General features: G+C 63.5%; 10 protein-coding genes and 4 pseudogenes. 6 read left to right on the forward strand and 8 right to left on the reverse strand.

Features of this window, described 5'->3' with window-relative positions; translation table 11 throughout:
• Positions 1-61: 61 nt before the first annotated feature.
• Positions 62-763, reverse strand: coding sequence for a response regulator transcription factor (locus tag LB553_RS03095; RefSeq protein WP_224510575.1), 702 nt, complete (start codon positions 761-763; stop codon positions 62-64).
• A gap of 45 nt (positions 764-808) precedes the next feature.
• Between LB553_RS03095 and LB553_RS03100 the strand changes: the two genes are divergently transcribed.
• Positions 809-1585: a response regulator transcription factor gene (locus LB553_RS03100; RefSeq protein WP_263483909.1), complete on the forward strand. Its 777-nt coding sequence runs from the start codon at positions 809-811 to the stop codon at positions 1583-1585.
• Between the two features lie 153 nt (positions 1586-1738).
• Positions 1739-3841 carry an ATP-binding protein gene (locus LB553_RS03105; RefSeq protein WP_224510982.1) on the forward strand — a complete coding sequence of 701 codons (2103 nt, stop codon included), beginning with the start codon at positions 1739-1741 and terminating at the stop codon, positions 3839-3841.
• 288 nt (positions 3842-4129) lie between these two features.
• On the opposite strand, the gene LB553_RS03110 is transcribed toward LB553_RS03105, so the two are convergent.
• Positions 4130-4540, reverse strand: coding sequence for a hypothetical protein (locus LB553_RS03110; protein WP_224510579.1), 411 nt, complete (start codon positions 4538-4540; stop codon positions 4130-4132).
• Positions 4541-4584: 44 nt separating this feature from the next.
• Complete coding sequence (locus tag LB553_RS03115) at positions 4585-5025, reverse strand: hypothetical protein (RefSeq protein WP_224510581.1); 441 nt, start codon at positions 5023-5025, stop codon at positions 4585-4587.
• Between LB553_RS03115 and LB553_RS03120 the strand changes: the two genes are divergently transcribed.
• Entirely contained in the window at positions 5014-6216 is a 1203-nt protein-coding gene (locus LB553_RS03120) for an aromatic ring-hydroxylating oxygenase subunit alpha (protein WP_224510582.1), read from the forward strand. The two genes, LB553_RS03115 and LB553_RS03120, sit on opposite strands and share 12 nt — an antisense overlap.
• Before the next feature lie 165 nt (positions 6217-6381).
• Here LB553_RS03120 and LB553_RS03125 read toward each other — a convergent pair whose 3' ends face one another.
• Positions 6382-7800, reverse strand: a complete 1419-nt coding sequence (locus LB553_RS03125; protein WP_224510584.1) for an aminotransferase — start codon at positions 7798-7800, stop codon at positions 6382-6384.
• Positions 7801-8088: 288 nt separating this feature from the next.
• Here LB553_RS03125 and LB553_RS30645 point away from each other — a divergent pair.
• From LB553_RS30645 to LB553_RS03140, 3 pseudogenes are all read left to right on the forward strand, one after another.
• Positions 8089-9007: pseudogene (locus LB553_RS30645) on the forward strand (ABC transporter permease).
• Positions 9004-9813, forward strand: a pseudogene (locus tag LB553_RS03135) (ABC transporter permease); the annotation flags it as partial. The pseudogenes LB553_RS30645 and LB553_RS03135, both read left to right, overlap by 4 nt.
• A gap of 32 nt (positions 9814-9845) precedes the next feature.
• Positions 9846-10915: pseudogene (locus LB553_RS03140) on the forward strand (ABC transporter ATP-binding protein).
• On the opposite strand, the gene LB553_RS03145 reads toward LB553_RS03140, so the two are convergent.
• The 4 genes and pseudogenes from LB553_RS03145 to LB553_RS03160 form a co-directional block, all read right to left on the reverse strand.
• A complete protein-coding gene (locus tag LB553_RS03145) occupies positions 10879-12177 on the reverse strand; it encodes a flavin monoamine oxidase family protein (RefSeq protein ID WP_224510588.1) in 1299 nt (432 codons plus the stop codon). The pseudogene LB553_RS03140 and the gene LB553_RS03145 sit on opposite strands and share 37 nt — an antisense overlap.
• Positions 12174-13257 (reverse strand): annotated as a pseudogene (locus tag LB553_RS03150) (ABC transporter substrate-binding protein). Before LB553_RS03150 ends, LB553_RS03145 begins: the two are co-directional and overlap by 4 nt.
• Before the next feature lie 78 nt (positions 13258-13335).
• Positions 13336-14022: a transcriptional regulator BetI gene (gene betI, locus LB553_RS03155; protein ID WP_224510591.1), complete on the reverse strand. Its 687-nt coding sequence runs from the start codon at positions 14020-14022 to the stop codon at positions 13336-13338.
• Positions 13998-14822: a class I SAM-dependent methyltransferase gene (locus tag LB553_RS03160; RefSeq protein WP_224510593.1), complete on the reverse strand. Its 825-nt coding sequence runs from the start codon at positions 14820-14822 to the stop codon at positions 13998-14000. Before LB553_RS03160 ends, betI begins: the two co-directional genes overlap by 25 nt.
• Positions 14823-14993 lie beyond the last annotated feature (171 nt).

Here is a 14993-nt window from a genome sequence, read left to right on the forward strand (position 1 = left end):
CGAACCCAGAATGACCACCGCTTTGGGGAATCCGATGCTCGATAGCCTCGCCGACCTGAACTCACTCATTGCGCGAGAGCGGCGGATCGAAACGATAGCCGGCGCCGCGGATGGTGGTGATGGTCTCGGTGTCGAGCTTGCGGCGCAGGCGCACGATGCGCGAATCGATCGACCGGTCGAAAGCGTCGGCATTCTCGGCCGGCGCCGCGGCAATGATGTCGTCGCGCGTCAGCACCTTGCGCGGGCTGGCCAGGAACAGTTTGAGCAGCGCCACCTGCCCGGGGGAAAGCTGCTCCTCCGCGCCCGAGCGATGCATCACCATGGCCGACCGCAGATCGACGGTCGCGTTCTCCAGCACGATAAGTTCGCCGGCGGCCCTGCCGCGTCTCATCAGCAGGCCGCCAATGCGCGCGGCAAGCTCGCGCACGTTGAGCGGGCTTTCGACGACGTCGGCCGCACCCAGCTCAAGCGCCAGCACCTTGTCGACGAGGTCGCGCGGCCGGCAGATCAGAATGAAGTCCGGGCCACCCTCGCCACCCCCGCCCTGGCTGCTGTAACGCCTGAGCAGTTCGCGGCCCTCGGCTTGGGTGACCTCGTCGCCGACCACCACGACATCGATGCCGCCAGCCGAAAGCAGCGTCTCGGCCTCCCAGGGCTGGCGCGCCTGGCGCACGTCGTGCCCGCGCCGATCGAGATGGTCGGCGAGGTCTTTGGCCACCACCTCGGCGACGGACACAAGCGCAATGACGGATCGTGCGGCCATTTTCTCCACCCCGCCACAGACAACTCGAGATGAGTGCTGGACATCATGTTTATACCCAATCTACTTTCCGCCGAAAGCGGGAGCGAGCGCGTTGTGAAGGCAAGCATCATCGTCGTCGAGGATGAACCGGATCTCAGGGAGGCCGTGGCCGAGTACCTCGGCGCCAGCGGCTTTGACGTCGCGACGGCCGAGAATGCCGTGGCGGCGCGCGCGCTGTTCGAGGCGCAGCCCTTCCACCTCGCCATCCTCGACATCGCCATGCCCGGCGAGGACGGGCTGTCGCTCGGCCGCTGGCTGCGCTCGAAAACGCAGATCGGCATCATCTACGCCACCGCCGCAGGCACCGCGCTCGACCGCATCGTCGGGCTGGAGCTCGGCGCCGACGATTATATCGTCAAGCCATACGAATTGCGCGAGGTGCTGGCGCGCGTGCGCAGCGTGCTGCGCCGCGTGCCGCAGCCGACCGAGCCGCAGGCGCAGAAGGCCGATGCCGGCAATCGCCGCTTCATGAATTTCGGCGGCTTCAAGGCCGATTTCGACGGCAGGCTGGTTACTGCCGCCAATGGCGCGGTGATTGAGATGGCCAAGAGCGAGTTTGATGTGCTCGAGGTTTTCCTCACCCGCGCCAACCGGCTTCTGACGCGAGCGGCGATTTCGGAAGCGATCGGCTTCGTCGAGGATCCGGAATCCTCGCGCGCGGTCGACATCCGCATCATGCGGTTGCGAAAGAAGATCGAGGCCGACCCCGCCAATCCGAAATTCCTGCGCACGGTGCGCGGCGAAGGCTATATCTTCTCGCTGCCGAGTGGCGACGCCAACTAGAGCGTTCCGGGAATGGCGTGAAACGGCTAGGCTCGGCGCCTTGGCCGTAGCCTTCCGTCCAAAATTGCGTCAAAACAAAGCGGTAGAGCGGTTCGCCGTTTCCGTGGAACCGGGGGACGCTCTGAACGACCGACGTCCGGGCCTTGGATGACCATGACTGCTGATGCAGCACGCACCGATACGAATGGCTCGCGTCCCGGCGGCGCCGCGATGGCGGCTGTCCATGTCGTGCGGCGCCTGCGCGAGGCAGGCGACTGGCAGCGCGAGATGGACGACATACTGGGAACAATGTGCCGCAAGATGGATTGCCAGCGCGGCATTCTTTTCCGCCTGCGTGAATTGCCGGGCGAAGGCTTCGCCCAGTCCGTCGCCGCCTATTGGATCGATCCTGATTTCGGCGGCGAGCTGGCGTCGCCCACGGTGATCATGCAGTCGATCATCAACTCGGACTCGCTGCTGGAGCAGTTGCAGGAGGATGAGCGGCAAGGCAAGATCTTCTCCGGCCACACACGCGACCTCGACGGTTTCCTGCGGGCCGATTTCGAGAAGCAGAACATCAAGTCGTTCCTGTCCGTCTCCGTTTTCGCGCATGGCCACCTTTGGGGCACGCTGGCCATCAACGACTGCATCGCCGAGCGCGAATGGACGGATGAGGAAGAAGCGACGCTGCACATCATCGCTTTGGCCATTGGCGACGCCATCGAGCGCTCGCCATCCGAGGCGCATGCCAGTGAAGTGATCCGTCGCACCATGCTGCAGGCCTCGCTGGACGCCATCATCGTCATCGACGAGACGGGTTCGATCATCGAGTTCAATCCGGCCGCCGAGAAGATGTTCGGCTTCCAGCGCAGCGCCATCCTCGGCAAGGACCTGCTCGATACCATCGTTCCGGTATACTACCGCAAAGGCTATGCCTCTGGCGCCGAATACATGGCCGGCCGCGGCGCGCCGATGGTCGGCCAGCGGTTGGAGACCGTCACGCAGAACGCCGCGGGCGAGATTTTCCCGATCGAGCTGACCGCAACCGAGATGCGCGTTGCCGACCGCCGCCTGATCTTCGGCTCGATCCGCGATCTGCGCGAAAAGCTGCAGGCCGAGGAGGAGATCAACCGCCAACGCGAGAAGCTGCACCAGAACGAGAAGATGGCGGCGATGGGCTCGCTGCTCGCCGGCGTCTCGCACGAGCTGAACAATCCGCTGGCGGTGGTGGTGGCGCAGTCGACGCTGCTGCATGAATTCGCCGGCGACCCGCAAACCAAGGTACGTGCCGAGAAGGTGCGCGCCGCCGCCGAGCGATGCGGCCGCATCGTCAAGAGCTTCCTGTCGATGGTGCGGCTGCACCCGACCGAGCAGGCCGAGACGGACCTCAACCAGGTGATGCGTTCGGCGCTCGAAGTCACCGCCTACGGGGCGCGCTCCAGCGGCATCATCATCGACACCGACTTCGCCAACGGGCCGCTGCTTGCCATGGCCGATGCCGACCATATCACCCAGGTGGCGGCCAACTTCCTCATCAACAGCCAGCATGCGCTGGCCGGCGTCAACGGCGAGCGGCGCATCAAGGTGCGGACGTTCCGCAACGAGCACGGCAATCCGGGCTTCTCCGTCGAGGACAACGGCCCGGGCATTCCCGAGGCGATCCGCGCGCGCATCTTCGAGTCCTATTTCACCACCAAGCCGGTCGGCGTCGGCACCGGCATCGGCCTGTCGATCTCGAAATCGATCGTCGAGCGCCACCACGGAAGCATCTGGTTCGAGGACGTGGAGCCGAATGGCGCGCGCTTCGTCGTGCAATTGCCGGCAATCGCAGGCGGCAGCGCCGCGCCCGGCGAAGGTCCGGCGCGTTCGAGCGGACTGCGCCATGCCTTGGTGATCGACGACGAGCCCGACGTCGCCGCCTCATTGTCCGACATACTCGAACTGATGGGCGTGAAGTCGCGCGTCGTGGTAAGCTGGACATCGGCGGCCGACGTATTGAACGGTTACATGCCGCCGGACATAGTCTTTTCCGATCTGCGCATGCCGGGCATCAGCGGCATTGCCATCTACCGCGAATTGCTTGCCGAGAAGCCGGCGCTGGCGCAGCGCTTCGTGCTGGTCACCGGCGATCTGATCGGCGCCAAGGCGGAAATCGAAGCGCTGCCGCCGCAGCAGCGCCCGCATATATTGGAAAAGCCTTTCTCGACCCTCGACGTCCGCAGCATTCTGGCGATTGTCGCCGACGAAGCCGCCGCCGACAACGGCGCCCACATCTGAGTTGACTGCCCAGAGCGACAGGGAAACGTAAGGAAGGTGCGGCGAAACCTCTTGATCTGGCGCCGCCGCGGGGTCTGTTGAGATTCAGGTCAGGCCGAGCCGAGAATGGTGGATTCCGAGAACCGGAGCGGAGCGTACTTTCAGTACGTGAGCACCGGAAGCGCAGGAAGCTGCCCTTCGCAGGCCGGCCTCACCTGAATATCGCCGGGCCCCAAAAAAAGAGGCTCCCGACCGACTTTCCCGGCGGGAGCCTGACTCGAGCGCAGGAGGGCGCGCTCAGGGGAGGTCTTAAAAAATGTTCGGCGTGCTGGTGAGCGGCGCGGTGTTGGCGATCATGCGCACCGCGCGTTCCCGGTGCTGGCCGGACTGCTCGGCGATGGCGCGCAGGCAATCGAGGCTCTCGGCGCCCCAGTTCTGGCCCTTGCAGGCAAAGTCGACCGAGGATTCCGGCAGGCGGGCGGTCTTGAGCGTCGTCTGCGCGCCCTCGATCACATTGGCCGGCGGATTGATCGAGGCGAAAGCCGGGCCTGAAGCGGGTGCCGCGAGCATGCAGCCGAAGGCGCAGACGCCGATCGCCATGAACATCGCCATCGGATGATCGCTGGCGCGCTGGCGCAACGCCAGCTTCGGCCGGCGGTCATTGCGTTCCGGTCCATGCAGGCGGCGATTGACATCGGCGGTACGAACTTTCGCAAACATCGCTGTTCCCTTCGTTTATCTTTCTTTTTGGCTATAAAACGAACTTAATCGCACCAGGTAACAGCCGAATGATCGACGGCGATTGTCTGTGTAACGGGATTGAAACAGGCACCGTAGGCGGCAGCATACCAATCCGAGGCGACCATTCGACCGACGATCGAAACGGTCAGCGCAGATATACGCCTGCCGCGTCCGGCCGGACTGTAAACAGCCTCACACAGCAAACGCTTAAATCGAGCGCGCCGCCGCTGTCTGCGCACGCCCCTTGACTCGTCGAAACGGGCCTTCTCCGTGGCTGGCATCCGCCCGCTGAATTGCTGTTCCGGCTCCTCGATTAACACCCGGATTTTCCGGGAAGCCCGGGCGAGGCTAAACTTGCCGCCACGGAATTCCCATATTTCCACAAGTAATTGCATTTCAATGAAAAATGTGCTTATATTGAATGGATATTCAATAAAAAGAAGAGCATGCAGATGAACCCGCACCTCCGTGACGTGGCGATCCCCAACGATTGGGACCGGCGGGGTTTGCCGGGGTGGAGCTACCATTCCAACGCCCTTCTCGAGCTCGAGAAGGAATACGTCTTCTGCAATCACTGGCAGATTGCCGGCCATGTCTCTGACGTGCCGAATCCGGGCGACTATCTGACCATGGACGTTATCGGCGAACGCGCGCTGATCGTGCGCGGCAAGGACGGCGTCGTGCGCGCCTTCAACAATATGTGCCGCCATCGCGGCAGCCGCGTTGTCGCCGACAGCCAGGGCAGTTGCAAGAACGCGTTGGTGTGCCCATTCCATGGCTGGGTCTACAATCTCGACGGCACGCTGCGCGGTGCTGCCCGTCCGCGTTCCTTCCCCGAACTCGACAAGACCGAGTTCGGCCTGATGCCACTCGACCTCGAAATCTGGATGGGCTTCATCTTCATCCGCTTTCGCAAGGGCGGCCCGCAGCCTTCGGTGGCCGAGCTGCTCAAGCCGATCGAGGCCGAGATCGCTTATTACAACGTCGCCGCCATGGTGCCGTCCTGGGGCATCTGGACGCAGAAATCGCCGGTCAACTGGAAGTCGGTGCGCGACGTCGACAATGAAGGCTATCACGTCGCCATGGCGCATCCCGCGTTGCAGGACCTCTATGGCGCCACCTATTTCGACGAGCCCTTCATCAACGGCGTGTCGCGGTCCTTCGCCACCTACAATCCGCATACCGGGCGACGCTGGAGCGTTCGCGAGTACATCAAGCTCGCGCCCGAGGCGACGCATCTGCCGGAACATCTGCGCAAGGCCTGGATCTATTACGGCATCTTCCCCAACAACGCGCTGTCGATCATGCCGGAATCCGTCCAGTTCTATCAGGAGTTCCCGCTATCGACCGGCGAGACGCTGCTGCGCGGCGCCATCTATCGCTACAAGGACGAGACGCGCGAACAGGCGGCGGCACGCTACCTCGCCTATCGCATCGACCGCGACACCATGAACGAAGACGTCCAGCTTTCGGTGTGGTCGAACGAATCCATGCTGTCGGAAGCCTTCGAGGGTTTTTATCTCTCCGACCTCGAATATGGCGTGCGCACCCATCACGACCATTTGCGCAAACAGGTGCCTGTGCTGAACCTGGAGACGGCGCCCGAGGAAAAGGACATGTGGGGGCTGAATGACGCGCTGCGGTCGAGGGCGTAGGCTACCGATCTCCCCCTTGAGGGGTATATGGCTGCGAAGCGGCCAGAGGGGGTCGCTGCGCGTGAAGCGCCAACACTTCATGCTAGACAACGATGGCGATTTACGTGAGGCGACCCCCTCTGTCGCCTTCGGCGACATCTCCCCCTCAAGTGGGGAGATTGGCTCTCACCCCCGCCACACCCCCTCTTTCCGCAGGTCGTCCATGGTCCGCGAAATGCCTTCGCGCAGGATCGCCACCATGTCGTCGACCTGCTCGCGGCTGATGACCAGCGGTGGCGACATCACGCACATGTTTATCAGCGGCCGCACCAACAAGCCTAGCTCGTGGCAATGCGCGTCGATGCGTTTTCCCACATTCTTGTCGAGCTGCAGCGGGTCCTTGCTTTTGCGATCGGCGACGCATTCGACGCAAGCCATCAGGCCGATGCCACGCACCTCGCCGACCAGCGGCAGCTCTTCCAGCGTCTTCAGTCGTGCCTGGAAATAGGGCGCGATTTCGCGCGTGTGGGCGAGCACGCCCTCCTCCAGCAGATCGAGATTCTTCAGCGCGACAGCGCAGCCGACCGGATGGCTGGTGTAGGTGAGGCCATGGCCGAACAGCGCATCGGGATGGTTGGAGCGGCGCAGCTCTTCGAGCAACCGCTCGGAGATGATGACGCCGCCGAGCGGGAAATAGCCCGATGTGACACCCTTGGCGAAAGTGATCATGTCCGGATCGATGCCGAACGCAGCGCCGGAGGCAAAGACATGGCCGAGCCGCCCGAAGCCGGTCACCACCTCGTCCGAGATATAGAGGATATCGTTCTCGCGGCAGATCTCGCGGATACGCTGGAGATACCCGTCCGGCGGCACGATGACGCCTCCGGAAGCCTGTACCGGTTCGCCAACAAAGGCGCCGATGCGCTGCGCGCCGACGCGCACGACGGCGTCGCGGAACTGATCGACTAGGAAATCGGTGAAGGCGGCAACGCCCATGTCTTTCGGGCGCCGGAACGAATCGGGCGAGGACAGCTTGACCACCAGCTCGTCGGCGCCGTCCATCCAGTCGCGGTCGCGCGGCCGGCCGTTGAGCGAGGCCGACAGATAGGTCGAGCCGTGATAGGCGCCGCCGCGGCTGAGGATCAGCTTCTTCTCCGGCCGTCCCCGCACATTGTTGTAGAACTGCATGAAGCGCAGCGCCGTCTCCACCGCCGACGAGCCGCCGGTGGTGAAGAAGGTGTGGCTGAGGTCGCCGGGTGCCGCATCGGCGATGCGCCGCGCAAGCGCGGCCGAGGGCGCGTTCATCGTATACCACGGCGTGTTGTAGGAGAGCGCCATCGCCTGGTCGTACATGACCTTGGCCAGTTCCTCGCGGCGATGGCCGACATTGATGCACCACATGCCGGCCGGCCCGTCGATCAGGCGCTTGCCGGAGCCGTCGGTGATATAGATGCCGTCGCCCTCGCCGATCAGAGCGCGGGCCTCCTTGCCGACCGAACCGGCATAGGGCCAAGGCTGCACGAGATGGCGCTTTGCGAGCTCGACCGCGTCGTCATCACCGGGTTCGACGAGGTCGCTTGCCTTGATCTTGCTCTGGGCCGCCATTTCCGCCTCGCATCGCCAGGTTTTCGATTTTCATCGGATATCGAACGGCGCGGAAAACCATGGAAATTCGGCCTTTCGTCACTTCATTTTGAATATCCGTTCAATCAATATCGCAGAGATAGCGCTTGATTTCAATCGGCGGATGCGCTCATGATGAAGAAAGCCGGCAAGCCAGGAGCGATCAGGCTCCGAGCATAATTCGGGAACAGGCGGCTGGCGCTACGAAGGGGAAGGCCGCATGGCGGGACAGTCCGAGCCAGCTACCGAAATCACGCCCGGAGCGCTGCAATGACGGTTGCCGCGGAAGGGTCGCCCCCGTTGCGCATGGCGGGATCGAGACGAAGCACCCTTCTGCAATCGGAAGCCGTCCAGGGCTTTGCCCTGATCAGTCCCACCTTTCATCTACGCCCTTATTCTCCTCGTCCTGCCGATCCTGGTCGTCATCGCCCATTCCTTCTGGACGCAGAACTACCTCACCATCGACGACACGTTCACGCTGGAGAACTACCGGGTCGCGCTGACCGAGCCGATCTACCGCGACCTGCTCTGGCGCTCGCTTTATATATCGCTGATTGTCAGCCTGCTGACAGTGGCGCTTGCCTACCCGATCGCCTATTTCATTTCCTTCCATGGCGGTCGCCACAAGAGCCTGTGGCTTTTCCTCATCACCATCCCGTTCTGGACCAGCTATCTGCTGCGCGTGATGTCGTGGAAGGTGATCCTCGGCTACAACGGGGTGCTCAATTCCAGCCTGATGGGCCTCGGCATCATCGACGAGCCGTCGACCGCGCTGCTCTACAATTCCAGCGCCGTCATCATCACGCTCACCCATGCCTGGGCGACCTTCGCGATCCTTCCGATCTTCGTTTCGCTGGAGAAGGTCGACCGGACCCTGGTCGAAGCGGCGACCGACCTCGGTGACGGGCCGCTGCGTTCCTTCCTGCGCGTCACCCTGCCGCTGTCGGCGCCCGGCGTCATCTCGGCCGCGCTGATCGTCATGATCCCGACCGTCGGCGACTATGTCACGCCGAAGCTCGTCGGCGGCAAGGACGGCGTCATGATCGCCAACGCCATCCAGGCGCAGTTCGGCAAGGCGTCGAACTGGCCGTTGGGCGCTGCGCTCTCCGTCACCGCGATGATCATCGTGTCGCTGATGGCAGGCGCCACCGTGCTGGTCATCCGCGCCCTGCAGAGGCTGGCACGATGACGGCGATCAGACGTTACCTGCCCGGCTGGCTGTCGAGCTACGCCGTCCTCTATCTGCTTTTCCTCTATCTACCGGTGATCTTCCTGCCGATCTTCTCGATCAACACGGCGGCGACGCCGAAATTCCCGCTCTCGGGCATCACGCTGCACTGGTACGAGGACCTGCCACGCACGCCGGCGCTGATTGACGCCACCTGGAACAGCCTGATCGTCGGCGTCTCCGCCTCGATCCTGTCGACGGTGCTCGGCATCCTCGCCGCCCGCTCGATCACCCGCTACCGCTATCCCGGCCGCCGCGCCGTCAATGGGCTGATCATGGCGCCGCTGGTGCTGCCCGAAGTGATCGTCGCCATCTCGATGCTGCTGGTCATGCTGCAGCTGGGTTTGAGCCTGTCGCTCTTCACCGTCGTGCTTGGCCATGTGCTGGTCTGCATTCCCTATTCGATGACCGTGCTCACCTCCGGCTTCGAGGGTTTCGACCGCAGCCTCCAGGAGGCTTCCGCGGATCTCGGCGAGAGCGCGTTCGGCACCTTCAGGCGCGTGACGCTGCCGATGGTCGCGCCGGCGATAATCTCCAGCCTGCTCGTCTGCTTCACCATCTCGCTCGACGAATTCATCATCGCCTTTTTCCTCACCGGCACCGAGGCGACGCTGCCGATCTACATCTGGGGCCAGTTGCGTTTCGCGGCCAAGCTTCCCGGCGTGCTGGCCCTCGGCACCTTGCTGCTCTTTGCGTCCTTCGTGCTGATGACGATTGCCGAAATCCTGCGCCGCCGCGCGGCGAGACGCACCCAGAATGGGGCAGGCAGTCCGAGCGCACGCCATCGGATCGCACCACGATCGAGATCCGCGACGTTACCCGCAGCTACGGATCGTTCAAGGCGCTGGACAACGCCTCGCTGGCAATCCGCGAAGGCGAGTTCTTCTCGCTGCTCGGGCCCTCCGGCTGCGGCAAGACCACGCTGTTGCGCATGATCGCCGGCTTCGACACGCCGACCAGCGGCTCGATCGCCGTCGACGGCCAGCCGATGGACGGCATCCCCGCCAACCGCCGGCCGACCAACATGGTCTTCCAGAGCTATGCGATCTTCCCGCATCTCAATGTCGAGCAGAATGTCGCCTATGGGCTGAAGCGGCTGAAGCTGGACGTCGGCGAGGAGAAGCGCCGGGTCGAGGAAGCGCTGGCGCAGGTCTCGCTCACCGGCCTCGGCAAGCGCCGCGCCACCGAGCTTTCCGGCGGCCAGCGCCAACGCGTGGCTTTGGCCCGGGCGCTGGTCATGCGGCCCAAAGTGCTGCTGCTCGACGAGCCGCTCTCGGCGCTCGACAAGAAGCTGCGCGAGCAGATGCAGGTCGAACTGCGCCGCCTGCAGCAGGCGGTCGGCATCACCTTCGTTCTGGTCACGCACGATCAGTACGAAGCCTTGGCGATGTCGGACCGCATCGCGGTGATGTTCGGCGGCCGCATCGCGCAGGTCGCTTCGCGAAGGAAATCTACCAGCGCCCGGTCAACCGCCAGGTCGCCGACTTCCTCGGCGGCATGAATTTCGTCAAGGCTGAGATCGTCGAGGAAAACGGCGCTTCGCTGGTGCTCGACACGCTGGGCTTCGGCCGCGTCAGGACCGACAAGCCGAAGGCCTTCCTGCGCAATGGCGGCGCGGCGACGCTTGGCATCCGGCCCGAACGCCTGCGCGTTTTGTGGGACAATGCGTCAGCAAAATTCGAGATCGCCGGCAAGGTCGCCGAGCGCCACTATTTCGGTGAGATCACGCATCTGATCGTCGAGATACCGGGGCTCGAAAAGCCGCTTTCGGTGACCGAGACAAACGATTTCGGCGCCGACGACATTCCGGTCGGTGCGCCGGTCCGCCTCGCCTACGATCCTGAAGCTTTGGTGGCGATGGCCGACTGAATCTTTGCGGCAGCGATACGGCCGGCGACGATCGCGCCCTCGACATAACCCGGGAAAGACGGCGAGACTTCCGAAGCGGCGAAATAGACCGGCGGCGCGCCGGCAAGGATCACGCGCTCGGCATTCCGCGCCGTCACATCGACGATGAGATCGCTATAGGCGCCGCCGCTCCAGCGGTCATGCGTCCAGTCGCGCGAGCTGAAATCGACGATGTCGGCGGCCCGCGGGCCGAGCGCCTGGACAAGCCGCGCGGTGATTTCCGCCTGCAACGCCGCCTTGCCGAGCGGATGCCAGCGCAGCGCGAGCGGCCCGCCGACAAAGACGACAAGCGCGGCGTGATCGGCATCCTTGCTGGCGTCGCAGGCAAACAGCCCGGGTTGATCGCGCCACATCATCATGCCGCTCAAGGCGCGCTCGCGCCAGAACGGCTTGGCGTAGCGCACCAGGATCTTGATCACCGCGCCGCTTTCCCAGACGCCGAGCGCGCTTGCGAGCTCCGCCGGCAAAGCCGGCGTGAAATCGAGCTTCGCGGCCGTCGCCGGCGGCAGCGCGATCAGCACCTCGCGCGCTTCGATCGTGGCTGCGCCGGTGCTGATGTGAACGCCTTGCGGGGCGCGCTCGACACGGGCCACCGCTTGGTTCAAGCGCAGCCAGTCGCCGAGCTCGCCGGCGAGGTCATCGGCCAGCGATTGCATGGTATCGCCCAGAAAATACTGCAGCTCGAACACCTCGTTGGTGACGCGGCGATCATTGTCGATCAGATACCAGAGCGGCACCTTGTCCGCTGCCAGGCACCACAGGCCCTCGACCAACGAGCGGAAAGCGGCCTTGGCATCGGCCGCATCGTGCTGGTGTTCCAGCCAATTGGCGACGGTCAGCCCGGCAATAGCTGGATCGTCCGGATCGATTCTGTTCATGCGCTCGCGGATCGCCATCGAGACACGATAGGTCCGCTCCGCCCGCGCCGGCCTCATCGACGGATGGGTGATGAATTCGCCCTCGACATAGGTCTCGACGAAGGTCTTGCCGTAGGCCCTGGCCAGCGCCATCACTTCGGGCATGTCCACGCACAGGAACTGGCCGCCGCTGTCGATCAGTTCGCCTAACCCATTGCGGACAGCCTCTACCCTGCCGCCGACGCGGTCGCGCGCCTCCAGCACAAGGAAATCGATGCGCCCCCGCTTCAGTTCGAGCGCGGCGGACAAGCCGGTGAAGCCGGCACCGACGATGACGACGTCGGTCCTTTCAATACTGCTCTTCAATAGCCGGCCTTGATCTTCTCGAATTCGGCGATCATCTTGAGCTTGAGTTCCGAAGGCAGCGGCTGCTGGAACAGCGTCTTGTCCACCCATTTTTCCACGTTGTCGTAGCCCTTTTCCTTGAGCACCGCCGGATCGACGCCAGCCATGCCCTTGGCGTTGGCTTGGCCGTAGCCCCAGTTCTTGACCAGCACCTTGGCGACTTCCGGATCGTTGACGGCGTTGAGGTAGTCATAGGCCTTGTCGACGTTGCCGGGCGCGTCCTTCAACAGCACGTAGCCGCAGACCCAGGTCGAGATGCCTTCGTCGGTGTCCTTCTTGGATTTGATCGGCACGCCGGCCTTGACAGACTGCACGGTCGCGTCGTTCCAGGCCCAGGCGAGGTCGACCTCGCCGCCGGAAAGCAGCTGCACGATGTCGGTGGTGTCGGTCCAGTAGGAACGCACATTCTTGTGCACCTGGCGCAGGAAATCCGACGCTTGCTTGAACTGGTCGTCCGTCATCTTGGTCCAGTCCTTGAGCCCGATGGCGAGGCTGGCCAGCGCATAGGCGTCGTCGACATTGTCGCCGATCGAAACCCTGCCCTTGTATTTCGGATCGGCGAACACCTTCAGCGACTGCACGTCCTTTTCGGCGATCTTGTCGGAATTGTAGGTGAGCTGTGTATCGCCCCAGTCCCACGGCATGAACCAGGCCTTTGCCGTCGGACGTCGCGGCAAGGTCCTTCATCACCATGATTCCGGGATTGAGATCCTTCCAGCCGGCGATCTTGGAAGTGTCGAGCGGCTGCAGCAGGCCCGCTTCGCGCCACTTCACCACGCTCTGCGAGCAAGGATGGCCGAGATCGGACTTGAAGCCGGAGCGGATCTTTTCGAAGGCCTCGTCCTCGTCGCCGAAGAAGGCGAAGGTCGGCGAGTCGCCGTTCTTCTCGACATATTTGCCGTGGAAGCTCGGATCCTCGTAGCCGGACCAGTCGAAGACGATCAGGTCCTTGTCGGCGGCAACGGCGAACGCCGCCGCCGAAGCCGCGATCGCGCTCCCAAGCGCCAAGGTCAATGTCAGGCGTCGGCTGAATTTCTTCATGCTGTTCCGTCCTCTTTTGGTTGCCGGTCTTGTTGGCCGGCTGTTGCTAACCCTGGCTTTTGCTAGCCCCAGCTCTCGCTAGCCATAGTGTTTCGGGAAGGCGGCGGCCAAAAACGCATTCGCCGCCTGCAATGCGGTCTCTCGCGTGGTGTCCTCGGTCCCCATCATCAGCCGCAGCCACAAGCCCTCGAGCATGGCGCTGAGCGCCAGCGCGATGACCTGGGGGTCATAGGTGTAGTTGCCGCTCTCTTTGAGCGTCGTGCAAAGATCGATGAAGACCTGCTGGTAATAGGCGTCGCGCGAACTGCTCAGCGCCTGGTAGGTCGGCCGTGACTTGGCTTCGCCCCAGAAGGCGAGCCATGCAGCAAGCTTGCGCTTGTTGCAGATCGAGCGGTCGAAATCGGCCCATACCAGATGCTGCAGCTGTCGCGCCGGATCGTCGCCCGCCTTCTCCAAGGCAGTGCGCCAATGCGCCGAATATTCGTCATACATGTACTGCAGCGTGGCAATGAGCAGCTTTTCCTTGCTCTCGAAATGGAAGTTGACGATGCCGCGCGACAGGCCCGCGCCGTCGGCCACATCAGCCATCGTCGTTTCGGCATAGCCGCGCTTGGCCAGTGAATCGATCGTCGCCTCGATCAGCTGCAGCCGCCGGACCTCTTTCGAGGCCTTGCGGCCACGCTTTTCGGCGTCGCCTTTCCGCGCCGTTTCGGGGAGAGCATCGCTCGCCTCTGCAGTCTTCATGGGTGTGACGGTCTCCAGCATCGCCGGCTATCCGACCGGCTTCCAACCGCGCAGATGAGTGGGGCGGTGCTCGCACTGTCAAGCACCTTCTGCATCGCCTCCCAGGTCTTGATATTCTTGTCGACATAGGCCGCGCCGACCGCTGTCGCGGCCTGCGCGTAGAGCGGCCCCTTGAGCCGCGAAAGCTCTTCGCGCGCGACCTCGCGGTACCATGGATTGCGGTCGCGGACCGTGATGTCGGCAAAGCCGGCGCGCCGCATCGCCTCGGCATAGCGCGCCGGCGAAGCCATGGCGAAGGAGAGCCCTTCGGCCGCGATATAGGCCTTCATCTGAGGCGACGGCTCGCCGTCATGCCCGATCATCCAGTCCGGCGCCGCAAACACCCCGCCGGGCTTCAGCACGCGAAAGATTTCGGCGAACAGCGCGTCCTTGTCCGGCACATGCAAAAGCGCATCCTTGGAGAAGACGACGTCGAAGGAGGCGTCCGTGAAAGGCAGCGGCCCCGGCGGCGCCTGGATGAAGCCGGCACGGTCCTCGATACCCTGCCTGATCGCCCCTCGCCTCGCCGTCTCGATCACCGGCTTCTCGACATCGAAGCCGGTGGCTCGAGCCGCGCCGTGCGTTGCGACCAGATGCAGCGTGATGCCGCCGGTGCCGCAACCGATATCGAGGACCGTCTTATCCTTGAGGGAAAGGCCTTCGACCACGCGGTCGACCTCGTCCGGGCCGCCCGGCGACAGGTAACCCTCGCTCCACAGCGCTTCGAGGAAGCGGATGGCGGTGTCGTCATATTCCGGCTCGGCGTCAGCCGTTTCGATCATCGGATCCTCAACGCAAATGCCGTGCGGGGTCGGTCCAGAAAATGCCGGCAAAGCCTAGCGCATCAACAGGAAAACGCAACACCATTTGTTGAACATTCATTCAGAACGGCTGGACAAAAAACTGTGGTCCGTGCCAAATTCGGGCAACCAGGGAACAAAACGCACGGAGTA

Source organism: Mesorhizobium sp. CA8 (assembly GCF_020164955.1).
Classification (GTDB): domain Bacteria; phylum Pseudomonadota; class Alphaproteobacteria; order Rhizobiales; family Rhizobiaceae; genus Mesorhizobium.

Excerpts from the sequence above, each read along its gene's own strand:
- LB553_RS03110 (WP_224510579.1), bottom strand. The coding sequence starts at position 4,540 with ATGTTTGCGAAAGTTCGTACCGCCGATGTCAATCGCCGCCTGCATGGA.
- LB553_RS03160 (WP_224510593.1), bottom strand. The coding sequence starts at position 14,822 with ATGATCGAAACGGCTGACGCCGAGCCGGAATATGACGACACCGCCATC.
- LB553_RS03095 (WP_224510575.1), bottom strand. The coding sequence starts at position 763 with ATGGCCGCACGATCCGTCATTGCGCTTGTGTCCGTCGCCGAGGTGGTG.
- LB553_RS03100 (WP_263483909.1), top strand. The coding sequence starts at position 809 with ATGTTTATACCCAATCTACTTTCCGCCGAAAGCGGGAGCGAGCGCGTT.
- betI (WP_224510591.1), bottom strand. The coding sequence starts at position 14,022 with ATGCTGGAGACCGTCACACCCATGAAGACTGCAGAGGCGAGCGATGCT.
- LB553_RS03105 (WP_224510982.1), top strand. The coding sequence starts at position 1,739 with ATGACTGCTGATGCAGCACGCACCGATACGAATGGCTCGCGTCCCGGC.
- LB553_RS03120 (WP_224510582.1), top strand. The coding sequence starts at position 5,014 with ATGAACCCGCACCTCCGTGACGTGGCGATCCCCAACGATTGGGACCGG.
- LB553_RS03125 (WP_224510584.1), bottom strand. The coding sequence starts at position 7,800 with ATGGCGGCCCAGAGCAAGATCAAGGCAAGCGACCTCGTCGAACCCGGT.